The 25,710-nt window shown below is 45.5% G+C and carries 19 protein-coding genes; 14 read left to right on the forward strand and 5 right to left on the reverse strand.

The genetic code is table 11. The features are described from left to right. The first annotated feature begins 41 nt into the window (after positions 1-41). Positions 42-1,232 carry a 1-deoxy-D-xylulose-5-phosphate reductoisomerase gene (gene dxr / locus QUA71_RS04665; protein WP_333282742.1) on the forward strand — a complete coding sequence of 397 codons (1,191 nt, stop codon included), beginning with the start codon at positions 42-44 and terminating at the stop codon, positions 1,230-1,232. 229 nt (positions 1,233-1,461) lie between these two features. Here the strand turns inward: dxr and QUA71_RS04670 are convergent, their stop codons facing one another. Then, entirely contained in the window at positions 1,462-1,974 is a 513-nt protein-coding gene (locus QUA71_RS04670) for a phosphoribosyltransferase family protein (protein ID WP_333282745.1), read from the reverse strand. A 54-nt stretch (positions 1,975-2,028) separates the two neighbouring features. Between QUA71_RS04670 and QUA71_RS04675 the strand changes: the two genes are divergently transcribed. Further along, positions 2,029-2,778, forward strand: coding sequence for a pentapeptide repeat-containing protein (locus QUA71_RS04675; RefSeq protein ID WP_190660906.1), 750 nt, complete (start codon positions 2,029-2,031; stop codon positions 2,776-2,778). A 327-nt stretch (positions 2,779-3,105) separates the two neighbouring features. Here QUA71_RS04675 and QUA71_RS04680 read toward each other — a convergent pair whose 3' ends face one another. Then, positions 3,106-3,306: a hypothetical protein gene (locus tag QUA71_RS04680; protein ID WP_039886773.1), complete on the reverse strand. Its 201-nt coding sequence runs from the start codon at positions 3,304-3,306 to the stop codon at positions 3,106-3,108. Positions 3,307-4,070: 764 nt separating this feature from the next. Continuing rightward, positions 4,071-4,268 carry a hypothetical protein gene (locus tag QUA71_RS04685; RefSeq protein WP_006632170.1) on the reverse strand — a complete coding sequence of 66 codons (198 nt, stop codon included), beginning with the start codon at positions 4,266-4,268 and terminating at the stop codon, positions 4,071-4,073. A 1,633-nt stretch (positions 4,269-5,901) separates the two neighbouring features. Between QUA71_RS04685 and QUA71_RS04690 the strand changes: the two genes are divergently transcribed. Continuing rightward, positions 5,902-6,081 (forward strand): hypothetical protein, encoded by a 180-nt coding sequence (locus QUA71_RS04690; RefSeq protein WP_333282749.1) that lies wholly within the window; start codon positions 5,902-5,904, stop codon positions 6,079-6,081. A gap of 188 nt (positions 6,082-6,269) precedes the next feature. On the opposite strand, the gene QUA71_RS04695 is transcribed toward QUA71_RS04690, so the two are convergent. Beyond that, complete coding sequence (locus QUA71_RS04695; RefSeq protein WP_333282752.1) at positions 6,270-6,542, reverse strand: transposase; 273 nt, start codon at positions 6,540-6,542, stop codon at positions 6,270-6,272. Between the two features lie 899 nt (positions 6,543-7,441). Between QUA71_RS04695 and QUA71_RS04700 the strand changes: the two genes are divergently transcribed. From QUA71_RS04700 to QUA71_RS04750, 11 genes are all read left to right on the forward strand, one after another. Next, on the forward strand, positions 7,442-8,299 hold the full coding sequence (locus tag QUA71_RS04700; RefSeq protein ID WP_333282755.1) for a calcium-binding protein: 858 nt from the start codon (positions 7,442-7,444) through the stop codon (positions 8,297-8,299). A 277-nt stretch (positions 8,300-8,576) separates the two neighbouring features. After that, positions 8,577-11,381 (forward strand): tetratricopeptide repeat protein, encoded by a 2,805-nt coding sequence (locus tag QUA71_RS04705; protein ID WP_333282757.1) that lies wholly within the window; start codon positions 8,577-8,579, stop codon positions 11,379-11,381. A 24-nt stretch (positions 11,382-11,405) separates the two neighbouring features. After that, entirely contained in the window at positions 11,406-15,497 is a 4,092-nt protein-coding gene (locus QUA71_RS04710; RefSeq protein ID WP_333282760.1) for a tetratricopeptide repeat protein, read from the forward strand. Beyond that, entirely contained in the window at positions 15,490-17,352 is a 1,863-nt protein-coding gene (locus QUA71_RS04715) for a tetratricopeptide repeat protein (protein WP_333282763.1), read from the forward strand. Before QUA71_RS04710 ends, QUA71_RS04715 begins: the two co-directional genes overlap by 8 nt. A gap of 42 nt (positions 17,353-17,394) precedes the next feature. Further along, the gene (locus tag QUA71_RS04720; protein WP_333282765.1) at positions 17,395-18,036 is read left to right on the forward strand and encodes a Uma2 family endonuclease; all 642 of its coding nucleotides are present in this window, start codon (positions 17,395-17,397) and stop codon (positions 18,034-18,036) included. Positions 18,037-18,264: 228 nt separating this feature from the next. Then, on the forward strand, positions 18,265-18,999 hold the full coding sequence (locus QUA71_RS04725) for a glutathione peroxidase (RefSeq protein ID WP_333282768.1): 735 nt from the start codon (positions 18,265-18,267) through the stop codon (positions 18,997-18,999). Positions 19,000-19,202: 203 nt separating this feature from the next. Then, positions 19,203-20,174 carry a sodium-dependent bicarbonate transport family permease gene (locus QUA71_RS04730; RefSeq protein ID WP_190660925.1) on the forward strand — a complete coding sequence of 324 codons (972 nt, stop codon included), beginning with the start codon at positions 19,203-19,205 and terminating at the stop codon, positions 20,172-20,174. Between the two features lies 1 nt (position 20,175). Further along, positions 20,176-20,487 (forward strand): P-II family nitrogen regulator, encoded by a 312-nt coding sequence (locus QUA71_RS04735; protein ID WP_242728729.1) that lies wholly within the window; start codon positions 20,176-20,178, stop codon positions 20,485-20,487. A gap of 474 nt (positions 20,488-20,961) precedes the next feature. Beyond that, positions 20,962-21,990, forward strand: coding sequence for a type I glyceraldehyde-3-phosphate dehydrogenase (gene gap, locus QUA71_RS04740; RefSeq protein ID WP_333282773.1), 1,029 nt, complete (start codon positions 20,962-20,964; stop codon positions 21,988-21,990). A 150-nt stretch (positions 21,991-22,140) separates the two neighbouring features. Further along, complete coding sequence (locus tag QUA71_RS04745) at positions 22,141-22,506, forward strand: DUF1823 family protein (protein ID WP_006632158.1); 366 nt, start codon at positions 22,141-22,143, stop codon at positions 22,504-22,506. Between the two features lie 12 nt (positions 22,507-22,518). Further along, the gene (locus QUA71_RS04750) at positions 22,519-23,247 is read left to right on the forward strand and encodes an LPS assembly lipoprotein LptE (RefSeq protein ID WP_333282777.1); all 729 of its coding nucleotides are present in this window, start codon (positions 22,519-22,521) and stop codon (positions 23,245-23,247) included. A 120-nt stretch (positions 23,248-23,367) separates the two neighbouring features. On the opposite strand, the gene QUA71_RS04755 is transcribed toward QUA71_RS04750, so the two are convergent. Then, complete coding sequence (locus tag QUA71_RS04755) at positions 23,368-25,677, reverse strand: protein phosphatase 2C domain-containing protein (RefSeq protein ID WP_333282780.1); 2,310 nt, start codon at positions 25,675-25,677, stop codon at positions 23,368-23,370. Positions 25,678-25,710: the final 33 nt, after the last annotated feature.

Here is a 25,710-nt window from a genome sequence, read left to right on the forward strand (position 1 = left end):
CAATCGTAATATTAGAATAATCCACAAAACATTAAACAATTGTGAAAGCAATAACTCTTCTCGGCTCCACAGGCTCCATCGGCACTCAGACTCTGGATATTGTAGCTCAATACCCCGATCAATTTCGGATTGTCGGGTTAACCGCCGGACGAAATGTAACGTTGCTGGCCCAGCAAATTCGCCAGTTTCGACCGGAAATTGTCGCGATTTGCGACGAAGATCAATTACAGGAATTGAAGGAGGCGATCGCAGATCTCGACCCTCAACCTATTTTACTTGCTGGCGAGTCAGGCGTTGTCGAAGTTGCCCAATACGGTGACGCTCAAGCCGTCGTCACGGGCATAGTTGGCTGTGCCGGTTTGCTGCCAACAATTGCTGCTATCAAAGCAGGCAAAGATATCGCCTTAGCCAATAAAGAAACATTAATAGCAGGTGGCCCCGTTGTCAACCCCTTAATCGAAAAATACGGCGTTAAAATATTGCCGGCTGACTCGGAACATTCAGCAATTTTTCAGTGCCTCCAAGGTGTTATGGTTGGTGGGTTGCGGCGAATTATTCTCACGGCTTCGGGGGGTTCTTTTCGAGATTTGCCGATCGACAAATTAGCCGCAGTAACAGTAGCCGATGCTTTGAAACATCCGAATTGGTCGATGGGTCAGAAAATCACGATCGATTCTGCTACTTTGATGAATAAAGGATTAGAAGTAATTGAGGCTCATTACTTGTTCGGAATGGATTATGACGACATTGATATTGTCATCCATCCTCAGAGCATAATTCACTCGTTAATTGAGCTGCAAGATACCTCTGTTTTGGCGCAATTGGGATGGCCGGATATGCGCTTGCCGCTGCTTTACGCTTTGTCTTGGCCGGAGCGAATTCATACAGATTGGGAACGGCTGGATTTGGTAAAAGCTGGGGATTTAACTTTCCGAGAACCCGACCACGAAAAGTATCCTTGTATGCAGTTGGCTTATGCGGCGGGACGTGCGGGCGGTTCGATGCCTGCGGTGCTGAATGCGGCAAACGAACAGGCAGTAGCGCTATTTTTGGAGGAGAAGATTCAGTTTTTGGATATTCCCAAGTTGATTGAAAAGGCGTGCGACAAACATCAAACCGATAACTGTGAAAGTCCTGGTTTAGACGATATTTTGGCCGCCGATAGGTGGGCGCGGCAGGAAGTTTTGGCAGATAGTATGGAATTGGGGGATCGTATTCTTTCGGTTCGCTAATTGTATCAGCAGACTTGCACTTACCCACAAGCCCGCCGGGGAATTAATTCCCCGTCTCATAGCTAAAGTCGGTTGAAACCGACTGCCCAACCTTGATAAATATCCAGTCCTCTTTCAGAGGACTTTAGCTATGAGACAGGGGTTTTTAACCCCTGGCGGACTATGCCAAAAAGTGCAAGATATCGGCAAAACCCTATAAAAAATTGACCTGATGTTAGCCTTTTATTGACTAACTCCCAACTTTCGCCGCCAAATCAGCCGCACTCATCTTTTCGTACATTTCAAAAGGTTGGTGAATCCAAGGATTGTCAGCCAAATAATCTACATAATAATCCGGCTTTGCAACAGAACAAGCCTTGTACCAGAGTACAGCAGTCCGAATTTCCTGAATATCATCGCCGTAGCGACTCTTCAGCCAAGCGATACTTTGATCTAAACTAATTCCCGAATCCACCAAATCGTCAATCAAGAGAATGTGGGTCCCCAAATTATCGCCCACCATTGTCAAATCGCGGGCAAACTCGATCGCACCCCGGACATTTCCCTCGGTCCCACCATAGGACGAGGCCGCTAAAATCGCCAATGGCTTGTCGAAAATCCGCGACAGAGTATCTCCAACCCGCAGCCCTCCCCTTGCCAGACAGACAATTCGATCGAATTTCCACTGAGATTCCTCAATTTTTACAGCCAAATCCTCAATTTTCCGATGGTACTCAGGCCAAGAAACGTAAAGGTCACTCATTCCTAATATTATTGAAATATCAAAGGTATTATTAAATATTTTGGGGAAAATGACATGGATGCAGAGGAACTTCTCAGACGCTATGCAGCCGGAGAACGGGTTTTTCACAAAGTAGACCTGGCCGGGGTCAATATGTCAAGGACAAACTTGCGCGATATTGACCTGAGTCACGCTAATTTAAAAGGTGCAAATTCGATCGGTCTCACCCTCTACAGAGCTAATCTGTATCAAGCAGATATCAGCCAAGCCAACCTCTCCCAAGCCAACCTCATGTCCGCTAATTTTGGGGAATGCGAGGCGGTGGGAGCGAACTTGAGCGGAGCCATCTTGCGGAGTGTCCTGTTCAGCGGGGCCGATTTAACGGGGGCGAGTCTCAGGGGTGCAGACATGAGAGATGCAAACCTTCAGGGGGCAATTTTGATTCAAGTTTATGCAGTTAACGCTAACTTGCAAGGTGCAAACTTGACAGAAGTGAAGCTTTGCGGAATCAACCTCAGCAAAGCCAATTTAACCGATACGAACTTAACACAAGCTGACCTCAGCCATGCTAACTTAACTCAAGCAAATTTGAGCTGGGCAAATTTGACGGAAGCAAATCTGGAAAAAGCTGATTTGAAGGGAGCCGATTTGAGCGGAGCTAACTTGAGCTGTGCAAATCTCCATCAAGCAGATTTGAGCGGAGTTTCCCTTAAGGGAGCAAATCTCCGGGGAGCAAACTTACATCAAGCTTCTTTGCGCGGGACAAATTTGAATGAAGCGAATCTGAGAGAGGCCATGATGCCTGACGGCACAATCTCTGACTAAATAAGCTGAGAAAATAGAAGTTAAAACCGCAGGGTGCTTGTGGCGCACCCTACATTTAGGCTAATGCCTGATTTTTTTAAGGGGATTTAATTCTGCGTTAATCTCATGCGCCCAAAAATCGAGAGAAGCCCCGGACTCCTGTTGTGGAGAGGCAAAAATTTTAGAGTGTTGTTCAAGCTCCCAGATTCATCTGTGGAGTAAATCTAAAATCTCAAATTGCTAGAGTGACCGGGACTCCACGGTTCGACTGAGCGCTTGCGGAGGTCTAAAATCCAAAATTGACTGACAGTTCATTTAAAGAGAGTGGCAAAAAAAATTGGCGATAATTTAATCTACAACCTTCAGCCAGCCCCGGCGAACGGCGTGGAGCAAGCGGTTGATGGCTATTTGATCTTCTTCGGTAAGACAGTCATTTAAGAGCGCTGTCTGGAGCTGTTGTCGGTGAGTGGGAGTCAGCAGACCGGAGTGATATACCTGAAAGACTAGCTCTGCAATAGTAAATTGAGGTAAAAGCGTTTGGGTTGTCATCATGTGTTTTTTTTTGAACTCGCTTTTGACAGTATTGACTAATTTTTCCAAAATTTATGTGATTCAACTACGGAAGTAAATGTGATCGATTGGCTCTTGATGAGTGATTTGTGTCAGCCGAACTAGGGGATCGGATATTTCCTCGATAGCCCTGCTACTTGAAACACAAACCCCGTCCCGATTCCTCGCTTCTGGCAACCCCCACATCTCTACTTTTGGTTAAGAAACGGTGACAAATAAATTAATATTTATCTATTAAGAGATTACTAATGACTGCTAGCGAAATCGCTCGGCTTAATTCAACGTAAAACTTTAAGCGTGTTGAGAAGCCCGCTTTTACCTACATTTACCTAGTTTCTTGGTGTGTTCTTGTTTCCGTGTATATACTTAATGATCCGCCCAAAGACAGATACAAGTTTTCGATAGGAGTCCCCTGCAGCCCCAAATTTTAGGCCCGAGTTCAAGCTCCCAGATTCATCTGTGAAGTCAATCTAAAATCTAAAATCTAAAATCTAAAATCTAAAATCTAAAATCTAAAATCTAAAATCTAAAATCTAAAATCTAAAATCGACTGACTGCTTCAAATCAAAAATCCCGGCTTCTTCAAGAAACCGGGTCGAGCTTTTCGATCGCAGTACAATTTTTTTTGGAGAGGGTTAATGGAGCGACCTACTCACGAAAATCTTATTGTTGGCAATTATTGTTGGCAAAGCTTGACAGGAGAGACAGTAGAAATACTCATCTCAACTTTTTGTGTGAGGGAACTAATCGGAAATCCTGACCCATCCGCGGCGGATGGCGTGCAGCAGGCGGTTGACTGCATCTCGGGCGTCTTCGCTGAGAGCGCTTTGGCAGAGTTCGCGCAGCCCGTGGCTTTCAGTGCGAGTCAGATTGCCTGAATGAGTGACTTGATAGAACAGTTCAGCGATCGCGCGATCGGATTTTAAAGTCAGAGCTTGCATGAAATCTCGTTGAACTCGACTATTATAATATCGAACATTTGAGAAAAGAGTAGGGTGATTGCAGTCGGGTAAGCTGTGTGATCTTTCTTGGCTCGATTTGTGACCGAAGTCTGCGAGTATACGTGAGTTAAATCACAGAAAACCAAAGACCTCGATCGCATAAGCTATGATTGGGGTGGTAGCCTCAAGGTTTGACAAAACCTCGAAAAGCCCTGAAATCAAGGCTTTGAGTTCCCAAGACCGCCGCGCAGCGGGAGTAAGTCCGCTCTACATCGCAGGCTCTGGACTCGGAGAGCTGTGAAACTTTGGGTTTTAGACACTTGCAGCTTGCAGCTCAGGGCATAAAGTTGCGAGCTGCGAGCCACGGCCTGAGATACAATAATTATAAATACTTCTATCTCATCTATAGGCAGGCAGGTAAAAAAATGATAATGATTAGCTACTTTTTGATTGCCTTAATCGTTTTTCTTGTTTGGTTCAAAAGTTTTTGGAATGATACAGCCACATCTAAAAAAGACGTGATATCTTGGATAGCCTTAATAATGGGACCTCTGTTTTGGCCTGTTGTTGTGCCCCTATCCCTTTTGCAAATTACCAGCCAAAAGTCTGTTGTAAAAACAGCTCAATGCGAGCAAGAATTATAATAAATTGTGGAAGTAACTGGCTTCAACATAGTTGGTTATCTCGTCCTAAATTATTCGGCAGGCATCGCTTCTGGCAGCGAGTAAATGAGCTGGTTTCAGTGTAAAAATGCAGCTAGAAGGTAGAATTCAATAAAAACTCTGAATCCTAAAACAGTATTTTTTTACCGATCTCAAATTCTGCCTTCGGCTTTTTGACCCCGCCCGAAAACGGATACAAGTTTCCGACAGGAGTCGGCAGCAGCCCCAAATTTTAGGGGATCTTGTTCAAGCTCTCAGATTCATCTGTGGAATAAATCTCAAATCTCCAATCGTTCAACTCAGCGAGATTCACTGAGCGCTAGCCGAACCTCTCACGCCGAAGTCTCCAATCGACTGATGCCTACTTTTGTTCTGTCACATCGTGATTTAAGGGTGGGGCTCAGTCAAAATTGTCAGACGCAAATTGTCGGACAGCGACAGCAACATTTTTTTACTCAAAAATTATCGACAACCTCAACCAAGCTCAAAATTAATATGTAATGTAACAGGGCTTGTTCCTGGCAAAAATATAACTTCAGACATATTTTCGCCTGCCGCTGACCAACATAAGAATTTTTATTACTTCCGGCCACGGCGTACCATTAATCGAATGTGGGAAAATCCTGGCTAGGCGTTGAAAAACAGCTACGCTCTTTGGTATGTAACCTTTTCCAGAGCCCTCTCTTCAAATCGTAGCAGCTCTAAACAGAAAATTGTAGAGTTCGTTTATACCCAAATTGCCTAACTCTTACCGCAGTTAGATAGACAATTCAAGGCAGAGACTGCAACATGAAATAGGCAACAAAAACTGTTTCAAATCTCAAGTACGACTTATTTTAGGCGATCGGGCATCAGGAGTGTATAACGCGAGCCAGCTAAATTTTTAGAGGTGCGAGATGTTTGGGAACTTCTAAAAAAAAGTGCCGTCACGGTATCCAAATTCGTTATTTGCATAAAAAGTAGGAGTCAAAATGAACGAAGTATCTGAGAAACCAATTTATAGAGTTCTTAATCTATTGTCGCTGCTAGCGCTGAGCTACTATGCAGCTACTTCCATCAATTATATTTTCGAGAGTGACGCTCACATCTACAAGTACGACAGCCAGAGTAATTCCAACGTGTCACCAGCGCAACTAGAAGCACACCGCTAGGAATAAATTGTAGAGATTTTATCTCAATGAATGCCGAACCAAAATTCTGGAAATTTGCTAATCGTTAATGATCAGCTCGAAGTTAACAACACTTAGTAAAAAAGTATTTTTGAAAAAAATAAATAAAATTTTCACTCACAGGTATTAGCCATCGAATGTACCACAAAACTTAACTATTTAATTAGTTCTCAAAAGATACCAGAGTGATGAAACGATGACCAAGCATTTTCATCAGTAAAAGCATTAATAGCTTGAGTAATCGCTTCATCAAGAACATTTGAAGGTGGATATACTTCAGAACGGAAAATCGCTTTGATTTTGGCCCAATACAAGTCTATCGGAGATAAATCCGGCGAGTAGGGAGGTAAGAATTTTACCTTGGCTCCGATAGATGCCATCAAAAAACTGATGGCTTCAGCATTATCAACAGGTAAATTATTCATAACTACAATTGCGCCCACCCATAACTGGGGCAGGATTCGCCAGCAGCCCAAAATTTTATATCCTAGTTCCAGTTCCCAAATTCATCTCTGGACTAAATCTAAAATCTAAAATCTAGTGACAGTATCCTCACAAATCTACCGGCCCACCGTTCATCCCAACTTCACCAAAAGACGAGCGCTGCATTGTCTGATTGTCCGGATGGATGTGGCTCATGGTTGAAATGAGGGATTGTGGTTGAAAAACAGGGTTTTTTAGCCAAAATCCTGCGTTGAGCGTCAGGGATTTGGCTGGAAACATCAAGGTGATGAGGCTCAAAAGCCTGTCCGGGACTGTGTTGGGACGCACTTTTGATTGAATCCGGCCTCCAGCGTGCACGGGCTTGCTTTCAAAGCCAGCTAAAAAATTTTGATTTCTGGGGAACTATTAGCAAAAATCAAAAGTCTGGTCAATTACAGTGTACTTAAAAGAAACCGCAGCTCAGTTCCAGCCCCATTGCGGGCGATCGAACTCTCCGGCGATCGACAGTGCCAAGGGCCCGGTGCAAGTTCTCAATCTTGAGAGCATACTCCCATTAAAAATGGTCTCTGTGTATCTTCCGGCTATTGTTTTAATAATGACTAGCCACGCCGACGGTCATTATGGTAAACTCGCAAACGTTTAACGGGAATATTTTCGTGTTAGAGGAGGCAGTGGTGGAGTCGAGAGTCAAAAGCAGGAAACAACCGATATTTGCTGCTCAACGAATACAGGATTCAACTCGCGCTCCCAGGCTCGCTGCTGACAATTTAAATTACATGACAGCTTATAGCAGCCGGGTCAATTAGGGTCTCAACCGATGTCCGGTTTCATTTATTGAATCCCTTTGGAGGGAAAAGTGTATTGTAGAAAAATGATTGATCTTTTAGGAGGAGTGTAAATGACACAGGTAACAAATCCAACACAACCAGCAAGTTCACTATCTGGAGGTGCCGGTGGTTCAAACATTACCGGCATCCAGGGCAATAACAGGTTGAACGGCAGCTCCGGCGATGACCTCATCCTGACTTTTGGGGGCGCAGATGTCATCGCCGGTGGCGCTGGCAACGACAACATTTTCTCCGGTGGCGGAAATGACAGTGTCGGCGGCGGCGAGGGCAACGATCTCATCTACGCTGGTTCGGGCAGCGATGCGGTAGCTGGCGGCAGTGGCGACGACCGGATATTTGCCGGTAAAGGCGATGACCTCGTCGATGGCGGTGAGGGCAATGACTTGGTTTCTGGCGACAGAGGCAACGACACCGTACTCGGCGGATCGGGCAGCGACAGTGTCTACGGTGGCCAAGGCAACGATATTGTCGACGGCGGCGAGGGCAACGACAGTGTCTACGGCGGTAAAGAAAACGATACTGTCAATGGTGGCGGTGGCAATGACTTTATCACTGGCGACAGAGGAAGTGATGTCCTGACGGGCGGTGCTGGCAGCGATACGTTCTTCTTCTTCTCCAGCGGTGGCGATTATGGCGTAGACACGATCACTGACTTTACCCCAGGCGAAGATAAGATCCGCTTGAAGCAGGGTGGTGTGTTCTCTGGTTTGGGCAGCAGCTTCGAGGCAAGCGAGTTTGTCGTAGTTTCTGGTTTCAACGCAGCCAGCCCAGGAGCAACCACGACGAACAAGTTGGTCTACGACCAAACAAGCGGTACGTTGTTCTTCAACGGCACCAACGGAGTGCTAACTGTGGCTCAGTTGCAGCCTGGCCTGACGATTACCTCGAACAACTTCGAGTTGTTCTAAAACAACTGGCTGTTGTGGGGCAGCACCGGATAAGATTCGGGGCGGTTCTCACACAGCCGATAGTTTTAAAGGATTTCAACCTCACTCTGCCACAAGCGGGGTGAGGTTGAAATATTCAATGCAGGAACAGAAGCAGAGGCAGTTAAAAAAAATAGAGCGACAGTTATTGATAAAATTAATCGATCGCCCGATCGGGCAAAATATAAATACAAAGTTTTTAAATTAGAATTTCTAGGTTTTTCTGAAGCGGTAAAGAAACCGCAACTGCTGGCTAGCAATGAGCACTGAAGAATATATCCGGCAAGCCCAAATTTATTTGAACCGGGGTAAGTTAACTGAGGCGATCGATTTTTGCAAAAGGGCGATCGAACTTCAACCGTTTTCGCCCTCGGCTTACACGACTTTAGGCGAAATTCTCGAAGCTCAAGGCGATCCGACGGCGGCAAGAGACGCTTTTGTGCAAGCTTTGGAGATTTCGCCGCAGTTTTTTCTGGCTCATGCTTATTTGGGTCAACTTTACAGCGACTATTCATGGCTAGATGAGGCGGTTTTTCACTATCGGCAAGCTCTGGATTTGAAACCAGATTGGGCGGAAGTTCATTATAACTTGGGAAATATTTTTCACAAGCAGGGTAATTTGTTGGGGGCGATCGACTGTTACCAAAATGCGATGGCCAAAAAACCCGATTATCTCGATGCTTTATACAATCTGGCTGTGGTTTTAGATGAAAATAGCCAGCTCGAAGCGGCACTGGATACCTACCGACAGGTGATTGCTCTGAAGCCGGATTACGTGGAAGCTTACAGCAATCTGGGTGTGATTTTGCTAAAGGACGATCGGGCTGCTGAGGCGATGGAGGTTTACCAGCGGGCGATGGAGATTAAGCCGGATTGGGCAACGCTGCACAATAATTTGGGTCAAGCCTTGCTGGACAAAAGTCCGGAAAGGGCGATCGCATCTTACCTCACAGCTATTGAGTTGGAGCCGGACATGGTTTTGGCTCACTACAATTTGGGGAAAGCGTGGCAATTACAGGGGGAACATTCGGCGGCGGTTGCTTGTTTCGATCGCGCGATCGAGATCAATTCCGACTATATTTCGGGCTATACAGACGCCGGGTTTTCTTTGATGGTTTTGGGCAAAATTGCTGAAGCCATGCCTTATTTTGAGCGGGCAATAGCTCTGAAGCCTGATTTTGTTGAGGCTTACTGCCGCTTGGGAGACAGTCGCAGAGTTGCGGCCGTAGAAGATGATGAATTGTCAAGGGCGATCGCTGCGTGCGATCGATTTCTCACAGCACTAACTGGAAGGAAGAAGGAAGAAGGAAGAGGGAAGAAGGAAGAAAAAGAAACTATTCCCCATGCCCAATGCCCAATGCCCAATGCCCAATGCCCAATGCCCAATGCCCAATTACCAATTGCTGAAATTTGCGATAATTTAGCCGAAATTTACTTGCATTTGGGAAATGCTTTAACCGAGTACGGCGGACACGAATCTGCCGCCGCTTATTATCAAAAAGCTTTGCAAATTCAGCCACAGAATGCAGAGATTTACTGGCGGCTGGGAAATTCCTTAGCCCAGCAAAAGCGGTTCTGTGCAGCAATTGCAGTTTACCGCATGGCTTTGACGATTCAACCTGCTTTACCGCAGGTTTATTTTGAGTTGGCAAAACTGCTGGAAAAACAGGGGCGCTGGGAACGGGCGATTGATTATTATCAAAAGGTTTTAGATCTGCAATTGCACGGGTATGGGGATCAGAAACACTGGAAAAAAGAGAGTTTTATCTCGCCCGCTCACAATTCTCTCAAACCTCCTCAGGGTATTTATTTATCGAGTTGGGATTGGCTGGTTAATGCTAATTTGGATGCTGATAATTATGTGGAAATATTTTGGGAATCGGCACCAAAAGCAAGTGCAGAAAATATTCCGAATTCCCAATTTGCGAGATCCAATTCCAAATTGGCAAATTCCGAGTGTGCCGGGTTAACTTGCGGGCTGTGTTTGCAGCGACTTTCTAAGTGGTTCGATCCTGTGCATTTGGGTTGGGGAGTTTGCCGTTTGTCCAACGCGCAACCGATACCTGTGCAGTCGCCCAAGACTTTTGTGGCCGCAATTCCCAACGGGCGAGTTTGGAGTGTTCCGCAGGAAAATTATTGGCTGATTTGCAAGGCGATAGCTGTAATTACTCCTGACAATTATTTGTTGGCTGATGTGTCGAGAGATTATCCGGGGTTTTTACCTGGATGCGAAAAGCATGATGTTAGAAAACACAGCGTGTTTAAGTTAGAATCCTTCCCGTCTCTCAAGCAAATTGACGGCAGGGTGGCCGTGCTTTCTGGTTTGTCGGGAAATGTCTATTTTCACTGGATGGTTGATGTTTTGCCCAGGATAGAATTGCTGCGGCACAGCGGTAGGGATTTGGCGGAAATTGATTGGTTTTTGGTGAATAGTTGTCAGCACCAATTTCAGCGGGAAAGTCTGAGAATTTTGGGCATTCCCGAAGAAAAAGTCTTGGAGAGCGATCGCTTGCCTCACATACAAGCAACCGAGTTGATTGTACCTTCTTTTGCGGGATATTTGGGCTGGCCTTCTGGGTGGGCGATGGATTTTTTGAGGCGGGAGTTTCTCAAGGGAATTATACCTAGTTTGAGCTATCCAAAACGCATTTATATCAGCCGCAGCAAAGCAAGATACCGACGAGTTTTGAACGAGGAAGATGTGGTTGAGGTTTTGGAGAACTTTGGCTTTGTTTCTATTTTACCTGAGTCCCTGTCTTTGGCAGAGCAAATTGCTCATTTTTACCACGCTGAGGTGATAGTGGCTGCCCACGGCAGCGGCTTGACAAATACAATTTTTTGTAGGCAGGGAACTAAAGTAATTGAGTTGGTGTCGCCTCACTATATCAGCCATTATTACTGGGGAATCAGTCAATATTTGCAGTTGGAACATTACTTTTTAACGGGCGAGGCTTTTGAATGCTATCCTATTAGACAGTTGATGTATCAGAATTCGCTGACTGAGGATATTTTAGTGAACGTGAGTTCGCTGAAAAGGATGGTTGAGGTGGTGGGTTTGGGTTAGTTGGTGTCTGGAGCAAGTTTAATTATGCCCTCGATTGAGAAGATGGAAAAGGCAGCGGTTGATTTGAGTCGGCAAGCAGAAGTTTATTTAGCCGAAGGAAAGTTGAATGAGGCAGTTGCTGCTTGCGAGTCAGCGTTGAAAATTGAACCGAATTTGGCGACAGCTTGCCAGACGCTGGGAAAGGTGATGCAGCTTCGAGGTGAAATCGAGCAAGCTAAGCAGTGGTATGAAGCGGCAATCGATCGCAATCCAAATTTGCCGGAAGTTTATGCTAATCTCGGCATTTTGTATTCTCAGGGGAAACAGTGGGAAAAGGCGATCGCCAATTGTGAAAAAGCAATTTCGCTAGCGCCGAATTTTGCTGCTGTTTATCGGCAGTTGGCGAGAATTTGGACGCAGTTAGAGAAGCGAGAAGAGGCGGCAGACTGTTGGTATCAAGCTTTTAATATCGAGCCGAATTGGGCAACTGCGGAGGAACAAGTCACTCTGGGAAATAGTTTGGTTGAATTGGGAAAGTTCGATCGCGCTATTGAGTGTTATTCCGGGGCAATTGCGTTAAACCCGAAGCTGGCAACAGCTTATCACAATTTGGGAGAAATGCTGGTTGGTCAGAAGCGGTGGGATGAGGCGATCGCCAATTACCGACAAGCCATTGCCATCAATCCAGATTCTTTTGAATCTTACCACAGTTTGGGTAAAACTTGGGCGGAGCGAGGGGAATTCGAGCGGGCGATCGCCTGTTACAACAAAAGCCTCGAAATCAATCCCAACTACGCTCGTGCTTACGTGGGTTTAGGTAATGTTTTCGCCCAAAAACAGGACTTTGATGCAGCCATTAAATGTTACCGTCAGACTCTGGAAATTAATGATAATTCCTACTGGGCATACAATTGCTTAGGGGACGCTTTGGCTCAAAAACAACTGTGGCCCGAAGCTATTAGTTGCTACCGCAAAGCTATTGAAATAAATCCAAATATTCCTTGGTTTTATGTCAATTTGGGAATTGCCTTCACCTGCGAAAAATCCTGGGATGAAGCTGTGGCTGCTTTCCTGCACGCGGTTCAGATTGAGCCGAATTTGACGGGAATTAATCAGCGGTTGGGATATGTTTTGCGGAAGCGCAGCGAATCGGGTTTAGACAGCACAATCGAAACTTATTGTCAAGCTATTGAGGTACTTGCAAGCGGGAAAATTTACCACAAATTGCTGGGAATTGAGTTAGATGGAGCAGAGTTTTATATAAATTTAGGCAATAGTTTAGCAAAACAGAAGCAGTTGGAAGGTGCGATCGTATTTTATAGCATGGCACTGCAAATTGAACCCAATGCTGCGGAAGTTGTCGCTCAACTGGATAATGTGCGGGCGAAACAACAGGAGTTATACGCACAAATTGCCGCTTACCGCCACCAGATTGATCTCGATCCGACCAATTCTAAGCCTTACAACGATTTAGGAAATATTTTACCGCAATTAGGGGAATTAGAAGAAGCAATTATTTGCCACCAAAAAGCAAGCGAATTGAGGGGTTGGCCTGAGTGTGCGGCGAAAGATTATCAATTTACCCAAGATTGGTTTACCCACAATATTCCTATTTGGCAACGGCATTTCCAGGAATTTACCGGAATTGCGGATTTTCAAGTGGTGGAAATCGGCAGTTTTCAGGGAATGTCGGCTTGCTGGCTGCTGGATAATATTTTAACTCACCCGACGGCAAAGATTACTTGTATTGATTTGTATTTTCAACAACATTTTAAGGGCAATATTGTTAAAACGGGAGCAGCAGATCGGGTAATTAAATTAGAAGGTTACTCTCAAGATTTGTTAATTAATTTGGCTTCGGAATATTACGATGTTGCTTACATTGACGGCTGTCACAAACCCACCAGTGCTCTGCAAGATGCGATTTTATCTTGGAGGTTGGTGAAAGTTGGGGGATTGATGATTTTTGACGATTACGAGTTTACGTTTCCCGACAGCCCGGAGCAAGATACTAAAATTGGGATAGATGTTTTTTTGGAGATGTTTGGAAGTCAGTTAGAAGTAGTACACAAAGGCTATCAACTGATTGTCAAAAAAATCGGCAATCAAAGTTTGGGCGAAGAGCAAACTCTGTTGTCTCTGGGTTGGGAAAAGTTGGGGGATATTGCGGCAAATGCGGGTTATTTGGATGAGGCGAGCGCTCGCTATCAAACAGCGATTAAAATTAAGTCGGGCAACTACTTAACTTACCACAAGTTGGGTAAAACTCTGCAAGAGAAAGAACTGTTTGACGAAGCTCGGGCCGCTTACCAACGGGCGATCGCACTAAACCCTAATTTTAGTTGGGCTTACCACTTTTTGGGGGAAACTTTACAGGCGGTTGAGGAATACGACGAAGCCGCTGCTGCTTACCGCAAAGCTATTGAGTTAAATCCCGATTTTTGTTGGACTTACAACAATTTAGGCGATGTGCTGATGGAGCTTTCTGAGTGGGAGGAAGCTGCTGTTGCTTACCGCAAGTTAGTTGAACTGAATCCCGATTTTTGTTGGTCTTACGAGAGATCAGGTAAGGCTTTGGTTGCACTGGAAAATTGGGAGGACGCGACGGCGGCTTACCGCAAAGCTATTGAATTAAATCCTGATGATTGTTGGTTGTACAATAGTTTGGGGGAAGTTCTGGAATCGCAAGAAAATTGGCCCGAAGCAGCAGTTGCTTTTGGTCGTGCTATTGAGCTAGAACCTGGGCATAGTTGGCTGTACAAAAAGTTGGGTGATGCACTGCGGAATCAAGGGGAATTGGAAAGGGCGATCGCTATTTATGAAAAAGGCATCAATCTCGACCCAAAATCCTGTTGGTGTTACGAAGGATTGGGTTTGAGTTTAATTGCCAAACAGCAGTGGGAACCTGCAATCGCTAATTTAGTTCAAGCCCTGCAAATTAAACCCGATTTGTTTGAGGCTTACGATAATATAGGTTATGCTCTCGAACAACAAGGAGAAGGCGATGAGAGCGATCGGGCAAAATGCAGTAATCAAAATTTACCCTTAAGTATTCTCGAAAAATACTGTGGGTTTACAGAAGATTTGACCGTGGCAGCAGAATCAAATCCTAACCTCACCTGCATTGACATCCATCCTGCGAGTCAAATCAATTTATCTGATTCCAAAACAATCGACAGCAGCCGCAGATTTTGGGAACATCAAAGTCATTCCAGAAAAGCTTTTGTTGCCGTCTTGCCAAACGGACGAGCTTGGGCAGATGTGGTGACTACCGCCGTGATTACTTCAGACAATAAACTTGTTGCTGATATTTCAATGGGTTGTGCTGAATTGGTAATCACTTCGGACAAATTGCCTCCCGCTGAACACGTCGATGGAAATGTAGCTTTTTTATCTGCTCGCTGGGGTGGAGCGGCTTATTTTCATTGGATGTTTGATGTGATTACGCGATTTGACCTTTTGCAGCGGAGCGGATTGATAGAAACTATAGATAAGTTTGTTGTCAATGCCTCGGATTCTTCCTATCAAGCAGAAACTTTAGATACTTTAGGAATTTCTCAAGATAAACTTTTAGAAAGTCGCTGCAATTTACACATTACAGCCGATAAATTAATAGTGCCGTCAATATCTTATGACGGATCGGGGGCGGTTTCTAAATGGAAGTGTGAATATCTAAAAGAGACATTTTTAAATGAAAAGCAGCCACTAAATACAGACTATTCAGAGCGAATTTATATCAGCCGCCAACAAGCATCCTATCGGCGAATCGTCAACGATGAAGAGGTAATTAAATACTTAGAAAAATTAGGGTTTCGCAGTGTCAAGCTGGAAACGATGTCGGTAGCGGAACAAGCATCGTGTTTGGCTGCTGCTAAAGTAGTTGTCGCACCCCACGGAGGGGGGCTGACAAATCTAGTTTTTTGCAGTCCGGGAACTAAGGTAATTGAGATTTTTTCTCCCCTTTACGTGCCGCATTGTTATTGGATGATTAGCAATTTGTGCGGTTTGGAACATTACTATTTAATTGGTGATTTGGTTGATGATGGAACTCAGACCAAACCTTTACATAAAGATATGCAGTTAGATTTGAACTCGCTGGAAAAATTACTAGCTATGGCAGGAGTTTTGCATGGATAATGATTACCACAATTTGGGTAATTCTCTGCAAGAAAGCGGTCGGTTTGAGGAGGCTGTTGCTGCTTACAAAAAAGCTATTGAATTAAATCCTAATTTTTCTTGGTCTTATCACAGTTTGGGCGATGTTTTGCTGAAACTTGAAAAATGGGAGGAAGCTGTCGCTGCTTACAAAAAAGCTGTTGAGTTAAATCCCAATTTTTCCTGGTCTTATCACAATTTGGGCGATGCTTTGCTGAAACTTCAGCAATGGGAAGAAGCTGCTGCTGCTTACCGCTGCGAGATTGCACTAAACTCGGATTTTGCTTGGTCTTTTTGCAATTTAGGCGACGCTTTAACTAAACTAAAACAGTGGGATGAAGCTATCGGCACGTATTTAAAAGCTGTGGAAATTGACGGAAATTTGCCGGGAATTTACGAGAAGTTGGGATACGCTTTTGGGCAAACAGAGTCGGATTTAAGCTTAGTGTTAGAACAATCTCAATTGCAAATTACACCGGAAAATTGGGATTTTTATTTGCAGTTAGGAAAGAATTTAGCCAAGTACGATCGCCCAAAAAGCGCAATTATTTTTTATAAATGGCTATTGACAAATATGCCGAGTTGTGCAGAAATGTCAGAAAAATTAGAGGAGTTGTTGCAGCAGCAAGAAAAGTGCGTTACCGAAGCCCTCGAAGAGGATCGCGCATTAGCCTCATCTCGCGCAACTGTCGCCCAAAAACCAGATGATTGCTGGTCTTATTACAATTTAGGTGCTGTTCTGAGCCACCAAAAATATTGGGAGGAAGCGGCGGCGGCATTTTTCCAAGCAATAGAAATAAATCCCGATCTTCCTTGGTGGTTTTATTACAATTTATGGGAAGTTTTGGTTAGGCAAAATAAGCTAGATGAAGTTGAGAACTTGTGCCGCCAAGTTGTTGCAGCTAAACCGGAGGCTTTTTGGCCTTATCTGAATTTGGGAGAAGCTTTGACGAGGCAAGGTAAAATTCCCGAGGCGATTGATTTTTATCGAACAGTCAGTTTTAAACAAAGTTTTGCATCTATTATAAGTAATAGAATAGGCAAGATGCCTGTTCTACAAGCAGATACAGGCAAGATGCCTGTTCTACAAAATTGGAACTTAAAACCAGTCCAATTTCCTAACTTTATAATTATTGGTTCTCAGCGGTGTGGCACTACTTCTCTTTATACTTATTTAGCCCAACACCCGCAAATTTTGACTCCGATTAAAAAGGAGATGGATTTTTTCTCGTGGCACTTTGACAGAGGGATTGATTGGTATTTGGCTCATTTTCCGCCAATTCCTCCAGGAGAGCAATTTTTGACGGGTGAAGCAAGTCCGAGCTATTTTGACTCTCGGGAAGCACCGGCACGGCTCTACAGCCTGTTTCCAGAGGCTAAACTGATTGTACTTTTGCGAAATCCGGTCGATCGGGCGATTTCTCAATTTTACCGCTTGACTGGCTTAAATTGGGAAGCGCGATCGCTCGATCGAGTAATTAGCGATGAAATTGAACGGTTGAATCAAAATCCAGAATACATCATCGGCGAGGAACCCGGAAATTATTTAGCTCGCGGTAGGTACATAGAATTTATAAAAAACTGGCGGACTTTCTTTCCCCAAGAACAGTTGTTAATTTTGAAAAGCGAAGATTTTTATGCAGATGCGGCGGCTATAGTCCAGCAGGTTTTAGAATTTTTAGATTTGCCGGAATATCAATTGTCTGAGTACCAAAATGCTAATCCTGGTTCTTATCAGCGGGTAAATGAATCGGTTCGCGACAGGTTGAGCGATTATTTCCGACCTTACAATCAGGAATTAGAGCAATATTTGGGGAGGCAGTTTGATTGGGAATAAAGTTGAGCTAAGATTAGAACAACTTGTAAGGAGGTAATACCGATGCTGACGAGCGAGCTAGATACGCTACTTAAGGAACAAGCACTCCAACGCCAAGATCCTGAAGATCGCTACATTACCGATAGCGCCAACTGGGAACAATACGAGACACTGCTGGATCGGATTGGAGATACAGCGGGATATCGAGTTACTTATTTAGATGGAGTTTTGGAAATTATGTCGCCTTCTCGCCGCCATGAAAGTCGCAAAACTGGCATTGGAAATCTGCTAGAAATTTACTTTGTAGAAGCTGAAATCGAATATTTTCCTTTTGGGTCTACAACTCTGCGACAAGAGGAAAAAAGTGGCGGTACGGAACCGGATGAAGCTTACTGTATTGGCACAGATAAAGAATTCCCCGATTTGGTAATTGAAGTGATTGTTACCAGTGGCAGCATCAATAAACTAGAACTGTATAGAAGGTTGAATGTGCCAGAGGTTTGGTTCTGGCGAGATGACCGATTTTCTATCTACCATTTGCGAGAAGAAATTCCGCTTGAATTCGTGTCAAACTGCGGTTATGAATTAATCACACAAAGCGAATTGCTGCCAGGAATTGATATCGATGTGTTGACAGAATGTGTAAAAAATCCTCACCTGTTAGCAGCAGCAAAGGATTGGAGACAGAATTGCCGACCTACTTAAACAGCAAGTTTTAAATCTGCTAGCTGTCGCAAAGACAATGAACTGAGTTCGCGCGCGCCGCGAGATTGATTCGGACTATGATTCAAACTATCGTCGCAAAGACAATTAACTGAGATCGCGCGCGCCCAAGTCCGAGAAAAAACTCGCCTCCCTTGACAAGTCATACTCGTTATGAGTACGCTATAATAAGCAAAGGAATTGAAGCCAAGTACCTAAGAATTTAAAATCATGCTGACGAACAAAGAAGGTCAAAGAGTACCCAAAGTCACCTTTCGCACTCGCCAAGACAACGAGTGGGTGGATGTCACCACCGATGATATATTTGCAGGTAAAACGGTAGTAGTCTTCTCGCTGCCGGGAGCTTTTACTCCCACTTGTTCGTCAACGCACCTCCCCGGTTACAACGAATTGGCGAAAGTTTTCAAAGAAAACGGCGTAGATGAGATCGTTTGTATTTCCGTCAACGACACCTTTGTGATGAACGAATGGGCCAAAAACCAAGAATCAGACAATCTGACGTTAATTCCCGACGGTAACGGCGAATTTACTGAAGGCATGGGAATGCTGGTAGACAAAACAGATTTAGGCTTTGGCAAGCGGTCTTGGCGTTATTCGATGCTGGTAAAAGATAGCGTGGTTGAAAAAATGTTTATTGAGCCTGATGAACCGGGCGATCCTTTCAAAGTGTCCGATGCCGAGACGATGCTCAACTACATCAACTCCGCAGCACCCAAGCCGAAGCTAGTGTCGCTGTTTACAAAAATGGGCTGTCCCTTCTGCGCTAAGGCTAAGGCAATGCTGAGTCAAAAGGGCTTGGATTATGAAGAAATTGTCTTGGGCCGGGAGATCACAACTCGATCGCTCCGGGCTATGACTGGGGCTACAACTGTGCCGCAAGTATTTATCGACGGCAAGTTGATCGGTGGTTCCGAAGCCCTAGAGTCTTATTTGGCAGTTGCTTAGTTAAACAACAATAACTTAGCCTGCGGGTGCACAGTCCACACCTTACTCGTTGTACGGTGCGTACTGTGCGCCTTTGCCGTATTTGGGGTATTTAGCCCGATCGAGCTTGCGCGTCTAAAGTTCGATCGGTCTATTGATCCATTCTCGTGCCACAATTACTGGGGAAGTAATATTAAAAACGCAAGAAATGGGAGTGAACCATCGTGGATTTGAGTTTAGTAGCGTCAAATATCTTAAATCCGCCCATATTAGCTTTTTTCATGGGAATGCTGGCAATTTTTCTCAAATCTGATTTAGAAATTCCAGCGCCCATCCCCAAACTGTTTTCGCTGTACCTGCTGTTTGCGATCGGATTTAAAGGCGGCGTCGAACTGTCCAGAAGCGGAATTGACCAGCAAGTCGCCCTGACAATTTTGGCAGCGATGCTGATGTCAATGCTAGTACCCATTTATACTTTTTTCATACTGAGAATCAAACTCGACTCCTACAATGCCGCCGCGATCGCAGCTACCTATGGTTCCATCAGCGCCGTCACATTTATCACGGCAACCTCCTTCCTCACAGCACAGGGGATCGACTTTGACGGTTACATGGTAGCCGCGCTAGCATTAATGGAATCCCCAGCAATTATAGTCGGGCTAATCCTCGTGAGTGTATTCGGGGGGGAAGAAGGAAAACGCGAAATAGTTTGGCCAGAAGTGTTGCAAGAAGCATTCCTAAACAGTTCAGTTTTTCTACTGATTGGCAGCCTAATTATGGGCATAATGACAGGAGAACACGGTTGGCAAGTTATGAGTCCGTTTACTCAAGACTTGTTTTACGGAGTTTTGACTTTTTTCTTGCTAGACATGGGGCTGGTTGCTGCTAGCAGAATTAAAGATTTGCAAGAAGCAGGAATTTTTCTGATCGGCTTTGCAATCCTAATTCCCATACTCAACGCAGTAATTGCTTTGCTAATAGCGAAATTAATCGGAATGCCACAGGGAGACACTTTGCTGTTTGCCGTATTGTGCGCGAGTGCTTCTTATATAGCAGTACCAGCAGCCATGCGCCTAACTGTTCCCGAAGCGAATCCCAGCCTTTACATTTCAACTGCCTTAGCAGTGACATTTCCCTTTAATATCATTGTAGGCATTCCCATGTATCTATACGGAATCAATATGTTTTGGAGGTGAGATGATGGAGTCAGTCAAAAGAGTAGAAATCATAGCTCACTCAGTGGAGCTCGGCAAGATTTTAGACGGTTTAGACAAAGCTGGCGTACCCGGTTATTCGGTGATTCGTGATGTCGCTGGAAAAAGCACCCGGGATCACGTTTCTCGTGGTTCATCAATGACGGCACTGGATAACATTTACGTGCTTGCTTTTTGTTCACCAGCTCAAGTATCAGCAGTTGCAGAAAACATTAGACCAGTGCTAAATAAATTTGGTGGGTCGTGTTTTATTTCCGATGCGGTGGAATTGCTAATTACTAGGTGCGTCGGGTAGTCATTAGTCCTTAGTGATTGATGATTGTACCAATTCGCAAAAGTAGAGCTGCATATAGATTGTACGCCATATGTGTAAGGACACGGCATTGCCGTGTCTTTGCGCGTATCTGCGACTTTAATCCTAGGCTGCGGGCCCGGACAGCCGCTGGTGAGAATGCCACTCCGTTTTTGCTTTTGCCTAAGTTTTTTCTAATTACTTTAGCGTGATTTAAAAAAGGCGATTTTGAAAATAATTTCTGTCTCTTATAGCACTTTTACCAGTTTATAATCATCAGGCATCAGCCATTAGCCAGCGGTCATTTCAGGATTAATTGCGCTTCCCCGCTGCAGAATTCAGAATTATTAAGAGATAGAAAAGAATCACTTGCCAAAATCCGTTAGCGTGGTAAATTCTAAGCCACCACAGGCGATCCTCTTCGAGGGCTTCGCTAACGCCCGATCGACTAACGATATTTTCAATAGGAGTTTAAACATGGCTGCATTAAAAGTTGGCATCAACGGATTTGGTCGCATCGGACGGCTAGTCATGCGTGCCGGCATCAAAAACCCCAACATCGAATTTGTCGGCATTAACGACTTAGTTTCGCCAGACAACCTGGCTTATCTTTTCAAATACGACTCTACCCACGGCATTTACGACGGCGAAGTTGAAAGCAAACCAGACGGGATTGTCGTTGACGGACTATTTATCCCCTGTACAGCGATTAGAAATCCTGCCGAATTGCCCTGGGGTAAATCCGGCGCCGATTATGTTGTAGAATCTACCGGATTGTTTACAGATTTTGAAGGCGCATCAAAACACTTGACGGCAGGAGCAAAACGAGTAATACTTTCAGCACCGACAAAAGACCCGGAAAAAGTACCAACATATCTAGTAGGGGTCAACCACCACAAATTTGACCCGGCAAAAGATACGGTTGTTTCTAATGCTAGCTGTACGACGAATTGTTTAGCACCAATTGCCAAAGTTATCAACGATAACTTCGGTTTGGAAGAAGGTTTAATGACGACAGTTCACGCAATGACAGCTACTCAACCAACTGTAGACGGCCCCAGCCAAAAAGATTGGCGGGGAGGACGCGGTGCGGCTCAAAATATTATTCCATCTTCGACCGGTGCAGCGAAAGCTGTTACTTTGGTGTTGCCAGAATTGAAAGGAAAATTGACGGGAATGGCTTTGCGGGTGCCAACTCCCGACGTGTCTGTAGTTGACCTTACTTTCAAAACGGCGAAGGAAACTAGCTATAAAGAAATTTGCGAGGCCATGAAAAAAGCTTCGGAGGGCGAACTCAAAGACCTTCTTGGATATACTGAGGATGCGGTGGTTTCGACAGATTTTCAGGGCGACGCGCGATCGAGCATTTTCGATGCAGGTGCGGGAATTGAACTGAATTCTAAGTTTTTCAAAGTCGTTTCTTGGTACGACAACGAGTGGGGTTATTCTAGCCGCGTGATTGACTTAATGCTGTCGATGGCCGAGAAAGACGGAATTTTGAATTGATTTTTTGTGAGGTGGCATTTGGGGCGGACTCGCGTGTCCACCCCACAAACAAATTCCTATGATTTTTTGTGGAACGGGTTCGCGTACCCGTTCCTGAGAATAGTACCTCATGTGAGTTAAACTTTTTTTGTTTCCGATTCGATCGCGCTCATGTCTGAATTACCACCGCTGAATAACGAAACTATTTGGGCTATCCTCAACGAAGAGATAGACGATGCTGCTGTCAACCGATTAGTTTGGCAGTATCTGGGGTACCGCTGCGATGCCGAGACTGGCAAGTGGAACAGTGCAGGTGTTGCACCCGAGTGGCGTCAAGAGTACCCGGAACCGCCCGATTTTATCGATTCTAGGCCGGCGACGGTGAAATTGACTCGATCGACTCCTCCAGAAAACAAGCAGTTGCTGAAGGAAAAATTGGGGTTTAAAGGCTATAAAATTGGAGAATTTGGGCCCCGACAGACTCGCAGGGCGACGATGGCTAATTGGTTGATGGGTTTTATGGAAGCTGGGGCGTAAAAGCAATTTTGGATGGCTGTGCGGTTGTTGCCCACCTTAGAGTACAGAGATATTAGATTTTTTGGCAGGAAAACCAGCATTTCCCTCGCTACCCTAATGCTAGCAGGCGTTTCATTAAGTGCGACCGCCACACCAGCCACCACCCAACCCCCAACCCAACTCGCCCAAGCAACTGCCAAAAAACGCCTCGTCGTCATGGACTTCGACTACGGCACCACTAACAGCTATTACACTTCCTACAGGGGAGTCGGCGCCGCCAAAGGCATCAGCGAACTGCTAATCAACGAACTCGTCAACAACGGCACTTATACAGTAGTCGATCGTAGCAAACTCGAACAAGTGCTCAAACAGCAAAATCGCAGCGGCGCGATGGATGCCGGCACAGCAGCCGAAATTGGCAAACAATTAGGAGTTGACGCCGTACTCATCGGCACCATTACCAAGTTTAATATCGACAAACAATCAGGCGGCGGCAGTTTCATGGGAATCGGCGCAGGTTCGCAAAAAACCAAAGCTACCGTTCAAATAGACGTGCGGTTAATCGGTACAGATTCGGGAGATATTCTTGCCACTGCCAAAGCAGTAGGAGAAGCGGATCAAAGCGCTTCTAATGTTTCCGTTAGGGGTATGGGCGGCAATTCCAGCAATAGCAATGAAGACTCACTTTTGAGCGACGCCGTTGACAAAGCCGTATCCCAAATGGTGACTAAACTGGCAGAAGTCTCTAAGAAATTAGGTTAAAAATTTTTCAGCTCCTTGACCTGCAATTGTACCCGTTAATATTAGTTTTGTTTAGGAATCTGCATTTTCCTTTAGACTAAACTTTATCAAGTTTGCTCAACATACTCAAGCATTAACAGTTTAATTAGCATTGGGATTTGAGTCAGCATCAACGCATTTTCCCTTTTGAGTTGGGTTTAATGCTAGGTTAGAGACTACTTTAGAAACGCCAGCTTGTTCTTGAATCCATCCGATTTCCCCCGGTTGCAGCTTGGCGCTTTCTACTTCAACTGTTGGCTTAACTGCCGGGGAAGGCGACGGAGTTGCCACAGCGGCAGATGGATTCAGTGCGGGTTTTGAAACTGTAGAAAAATCTTTATTTGGCTCGGGTTTGGGAGAGTTCGATCGCACTATTTCAGGAATCGAACAAACTTTCAATTCCAGCCAATTGCCTTGAGGCGTAAGCTGTTTGTTTGTCACCTGTAAAACGCTACCGGCTGGGACTGTTCCTTTGACAGTCAACTCACCGATTGCGGCTCGCAAATCCAAGCGCTCGCCCTCTTTTTCCCCTTCCCCAGCCCCAGAACTTTTAATCTCTATAAACGAGCCGATTTCTAAAGATTTGACCGGAGAAGGTACAGATTCAACAGTTTTTTCTGGCGTGCTTCCAGCTTTAATAAAACCGCGTTTCCCAAAAATCGACTCCCCGGCAGTATCGATCGCCCGACCCACCGGAGGGATGAAAAAATAAGCAAATACACCTCCCAAGCCTAATAAAAATAAAATTTTCAGCAGCAGCGAAAATGGGCTTTTGCTTTTTTCCGGCTGTAACAACTGCGTTTTTCCTTCAGAATTCCCACCGCCCAAGGTTGTGATACCGGTCAAATCCGTTGGCATATCCTCGCTGTCGGAAATTAGTTCGATCGGCGTATCTAAAGGTGCCACAGACAGTTCTGTCAAAGTATTGCCGTCTTCCCTCAAATGTGCTTGACAGTGAATTAAAGCAACAGTGACGTTATCGTGACCGTTTCTAGTATTAGCAATCTCAATCAGCCGATCGCGCGCCTTAGCCAAATTAATGCTACCGTCGAGAATTGGCAAAATCTCCGCTTCCCAACATTCCTCAACCCGGTCTTTATCACTCAAACCGTCGGAACACAGCAGCAAAACGCAGTCTTCATCCACCGGAAAACGCTGCACAGTCGGGTGCAAAGTGTTGGACGAAGTAATCCCCAAAGCTTGAATCAGAGCTCCGGCGGCCACTTGTTCCAAAGCATCCCGGTAGAGAGAGAAGCCCAAACGCACCTCGCGGCAAGCCACATTATCATCGAGAGTAACTTGATAGCAGCCGGTGCGGGTAATCCAGTAAGCGCGACTGTCTCCGACGTGGGCGACGTAGAGTTCGTGAATGTGGGCTAAACCCATAACTAGGGTAGTTCCCATCCGCTGGCGGCCTTGGCGGTGTTCGCTGTCGTTGCGACTGGCTATCTTGTCGTTAGCAGCACAAGCCGCCCGTTCCAGCTTGGAAGTCAGGCTCAACGGGTCCCAATTAGCCTGATGCAGGGGCATTTGCTGCAACTTGTCGCGCAGCACACCAATTGCTTCTTCCGAAGCGACTTCCCCGCCGTCTTGTCCGCCGATACCGTCGCAGACGATCGCGCAAGCTTCCGCACCCGGGTTTCCGGAGAACAGCGTACCGCTGGGCGGATAGCAAGCATCTTCGTTGTGAGCCCGGGATCTGCCTACATCCGTGCCCGTGGCAATTTCAACGTGACGATCGTAAAATCGGCCGCACTTTGCCAGAGCTTTATCCAACTGGCTCATCAGTTGTTCGCCGTGGCGCACTTGACCGGCAACCATTTGCTGGCAAAGTTGCCTCAAAAAATTGGCAATAGCCGGGTGAGCATCTTCGAGCCACTGCTGCCACAATTTGCCCAACTGCGACAAATGAGGCGGTTTGCGATCGGGCTGCAATTCCAGAAACCGCACCAATTGCCCTTCCACCCGTAGCAGTTCCGGAGTCAGCAGCGTCGAAGCCACGCCCTGAGCGATACACGGCTGCCACAACTGGGCCATTTGCCACAGCCAATTGAGCTGGCGCATCGCTGCGGCTCCTTTCCAGGATTCCGCCAATTCCGGCATTAAAGATTCCGTCACCTTCAAAATAGGCCCGTTTTCCAGCAGCCAGATATCTCCCGAGAGCTTGCTCATCTTGGACGATACCAGGCCGTATACTTGAGGTACGTGCAACTGATAGGCAAACAGTCTCAGATAAGGAGTGACAACACTCGGAATCTCTTCGGGCAGTTCCGGCAAGTGTTCGGGTTGAGTATCGACAAGAAGTCGATCGCGCTTGACCAAGTAGCGACCAGCGATCAGATCGCCTGGCTTACACCCTTTGATCCCTTCACCTAAAGCCCATAAGTAGTGTTTTGCCACAGAGTTTTGCATAAGGGTTCCTGACGCCTTTGGGCAAGCGTGCTG

This window comes from Microcoleus sp. MON1_C5, assembly GCF_036701875.1.
Classification (GTDB): domain Bacteria; phylum Cyanobacteriota; class Cyanobacteriia; order Cyanobacteriales; family Microcoleaceae; genus Microcoleus.

Coding starts and splice junctions, on each gene's coding strand:
- QUA71_RS04670 (WP_333282745.1), bottom strand. CDS start 1,974: ATGAGTGACCTTTACGTTTCTTGGCCTGAGTACCATCGGAAAATTGAG.
- QUA71_RS04675 (WP_190660906.1), top strand. CDS start 2,029: ATGGATGCAGAGGAACTTCTCAGACGCTATGCAGCCGGAGAACGGGTT.
- QUA71_RS04680 (WP_039886773.1), bottom strand. CDS start 3,306: ATGACAACCCAAACGCTTTTACCTCAATTTACTATTGCAGAGCTAGTC.
- QUA71_RS04685 (WP_006632170.1), bottom strand. CDS start 4,268: ATGCAAGCTCTGACTTTAAAATCCGATCGCGCGATCGCTGAACTGTTC.
- QUA71_RS04690 (WP_333282749.1), top strand. CDS start 5,902: ATGAACGAAGTATCTGAGAAACCAATTTATAGAGTTCTTAATCTATTG.
- QUA71_RS04700 (WP_333282755.1), top strand. CDS start 7,442: ATGACACAGGTAACAAATCCAACACAACCAGCAAGTTCACTATCTGGA.
- QUA71_RS04705 (WP_333282757.1), top strand. CDS start 8,577: ATGAGCACTGAAGAATATATCCGGCAAGCCCAAATTTATTTGAACCGG.
- QUA71_RS04710 (WP_333282760.1), top strand. CDS start 11,406: ATGCCCTCGATTGAGAAGATGGAAAAGGCAGCGGTTGATTTGAGTCGG.
- QUA71_RS04715 (WP_333282763.1), top strand. CDS start 15,490: ATGGATAATGATTACCACAATTTGGGTAATTCTCTGCAAGAAAGCGGT.
- QUA71_RS04720 (WP_333282765.1), top strand. CDS start 17,395: ATGCTGACGAGCGAGCTAGATACGCTACTTAAGGAACAAGCACTCCAA.
- QUA71_RS04725 (WP_333282768.1), top strand. CDS start 18,265: ATGCTGACGAACAAAGAAGGTCAAAGAGTACCCAAAGTCACCTTTCGC.
- QUA71_RS04735 (WP_242728729.1), top strand. CDS start 20,176: ATGATGGAGTCAGTCAAAAGAGTAGAAATCATAGCTCACTCAGTGGAG.
- gap (WP_333282773.1), top strand. CDS start 20,962: ATGGCTGCATTAAAAGTTGGCATCAACGGATTTGGTCGCATCGGACGG.
- QUA71_RS04745 (WP_006632158.1), top strand. CDS start 22,141: ATGTCTGAATTACCACCGCTGAATAACGAAACTATTTGGGCTATCCTC.
- QUA71_RS04750 (WP_333282777.1), top strand. CDS start 22,519: ATGGCTGTGCGGTTGTTGCCCACCTTAGAGTACAGAGATATTAGATTT.
- QUA71_RS04755 (WP_333282780.1), bottom strand. CDS start 25,677: ATGCAAAACTCTGTGGCAAAACACTACTTATGGGCTTTAGGTGAAGGG.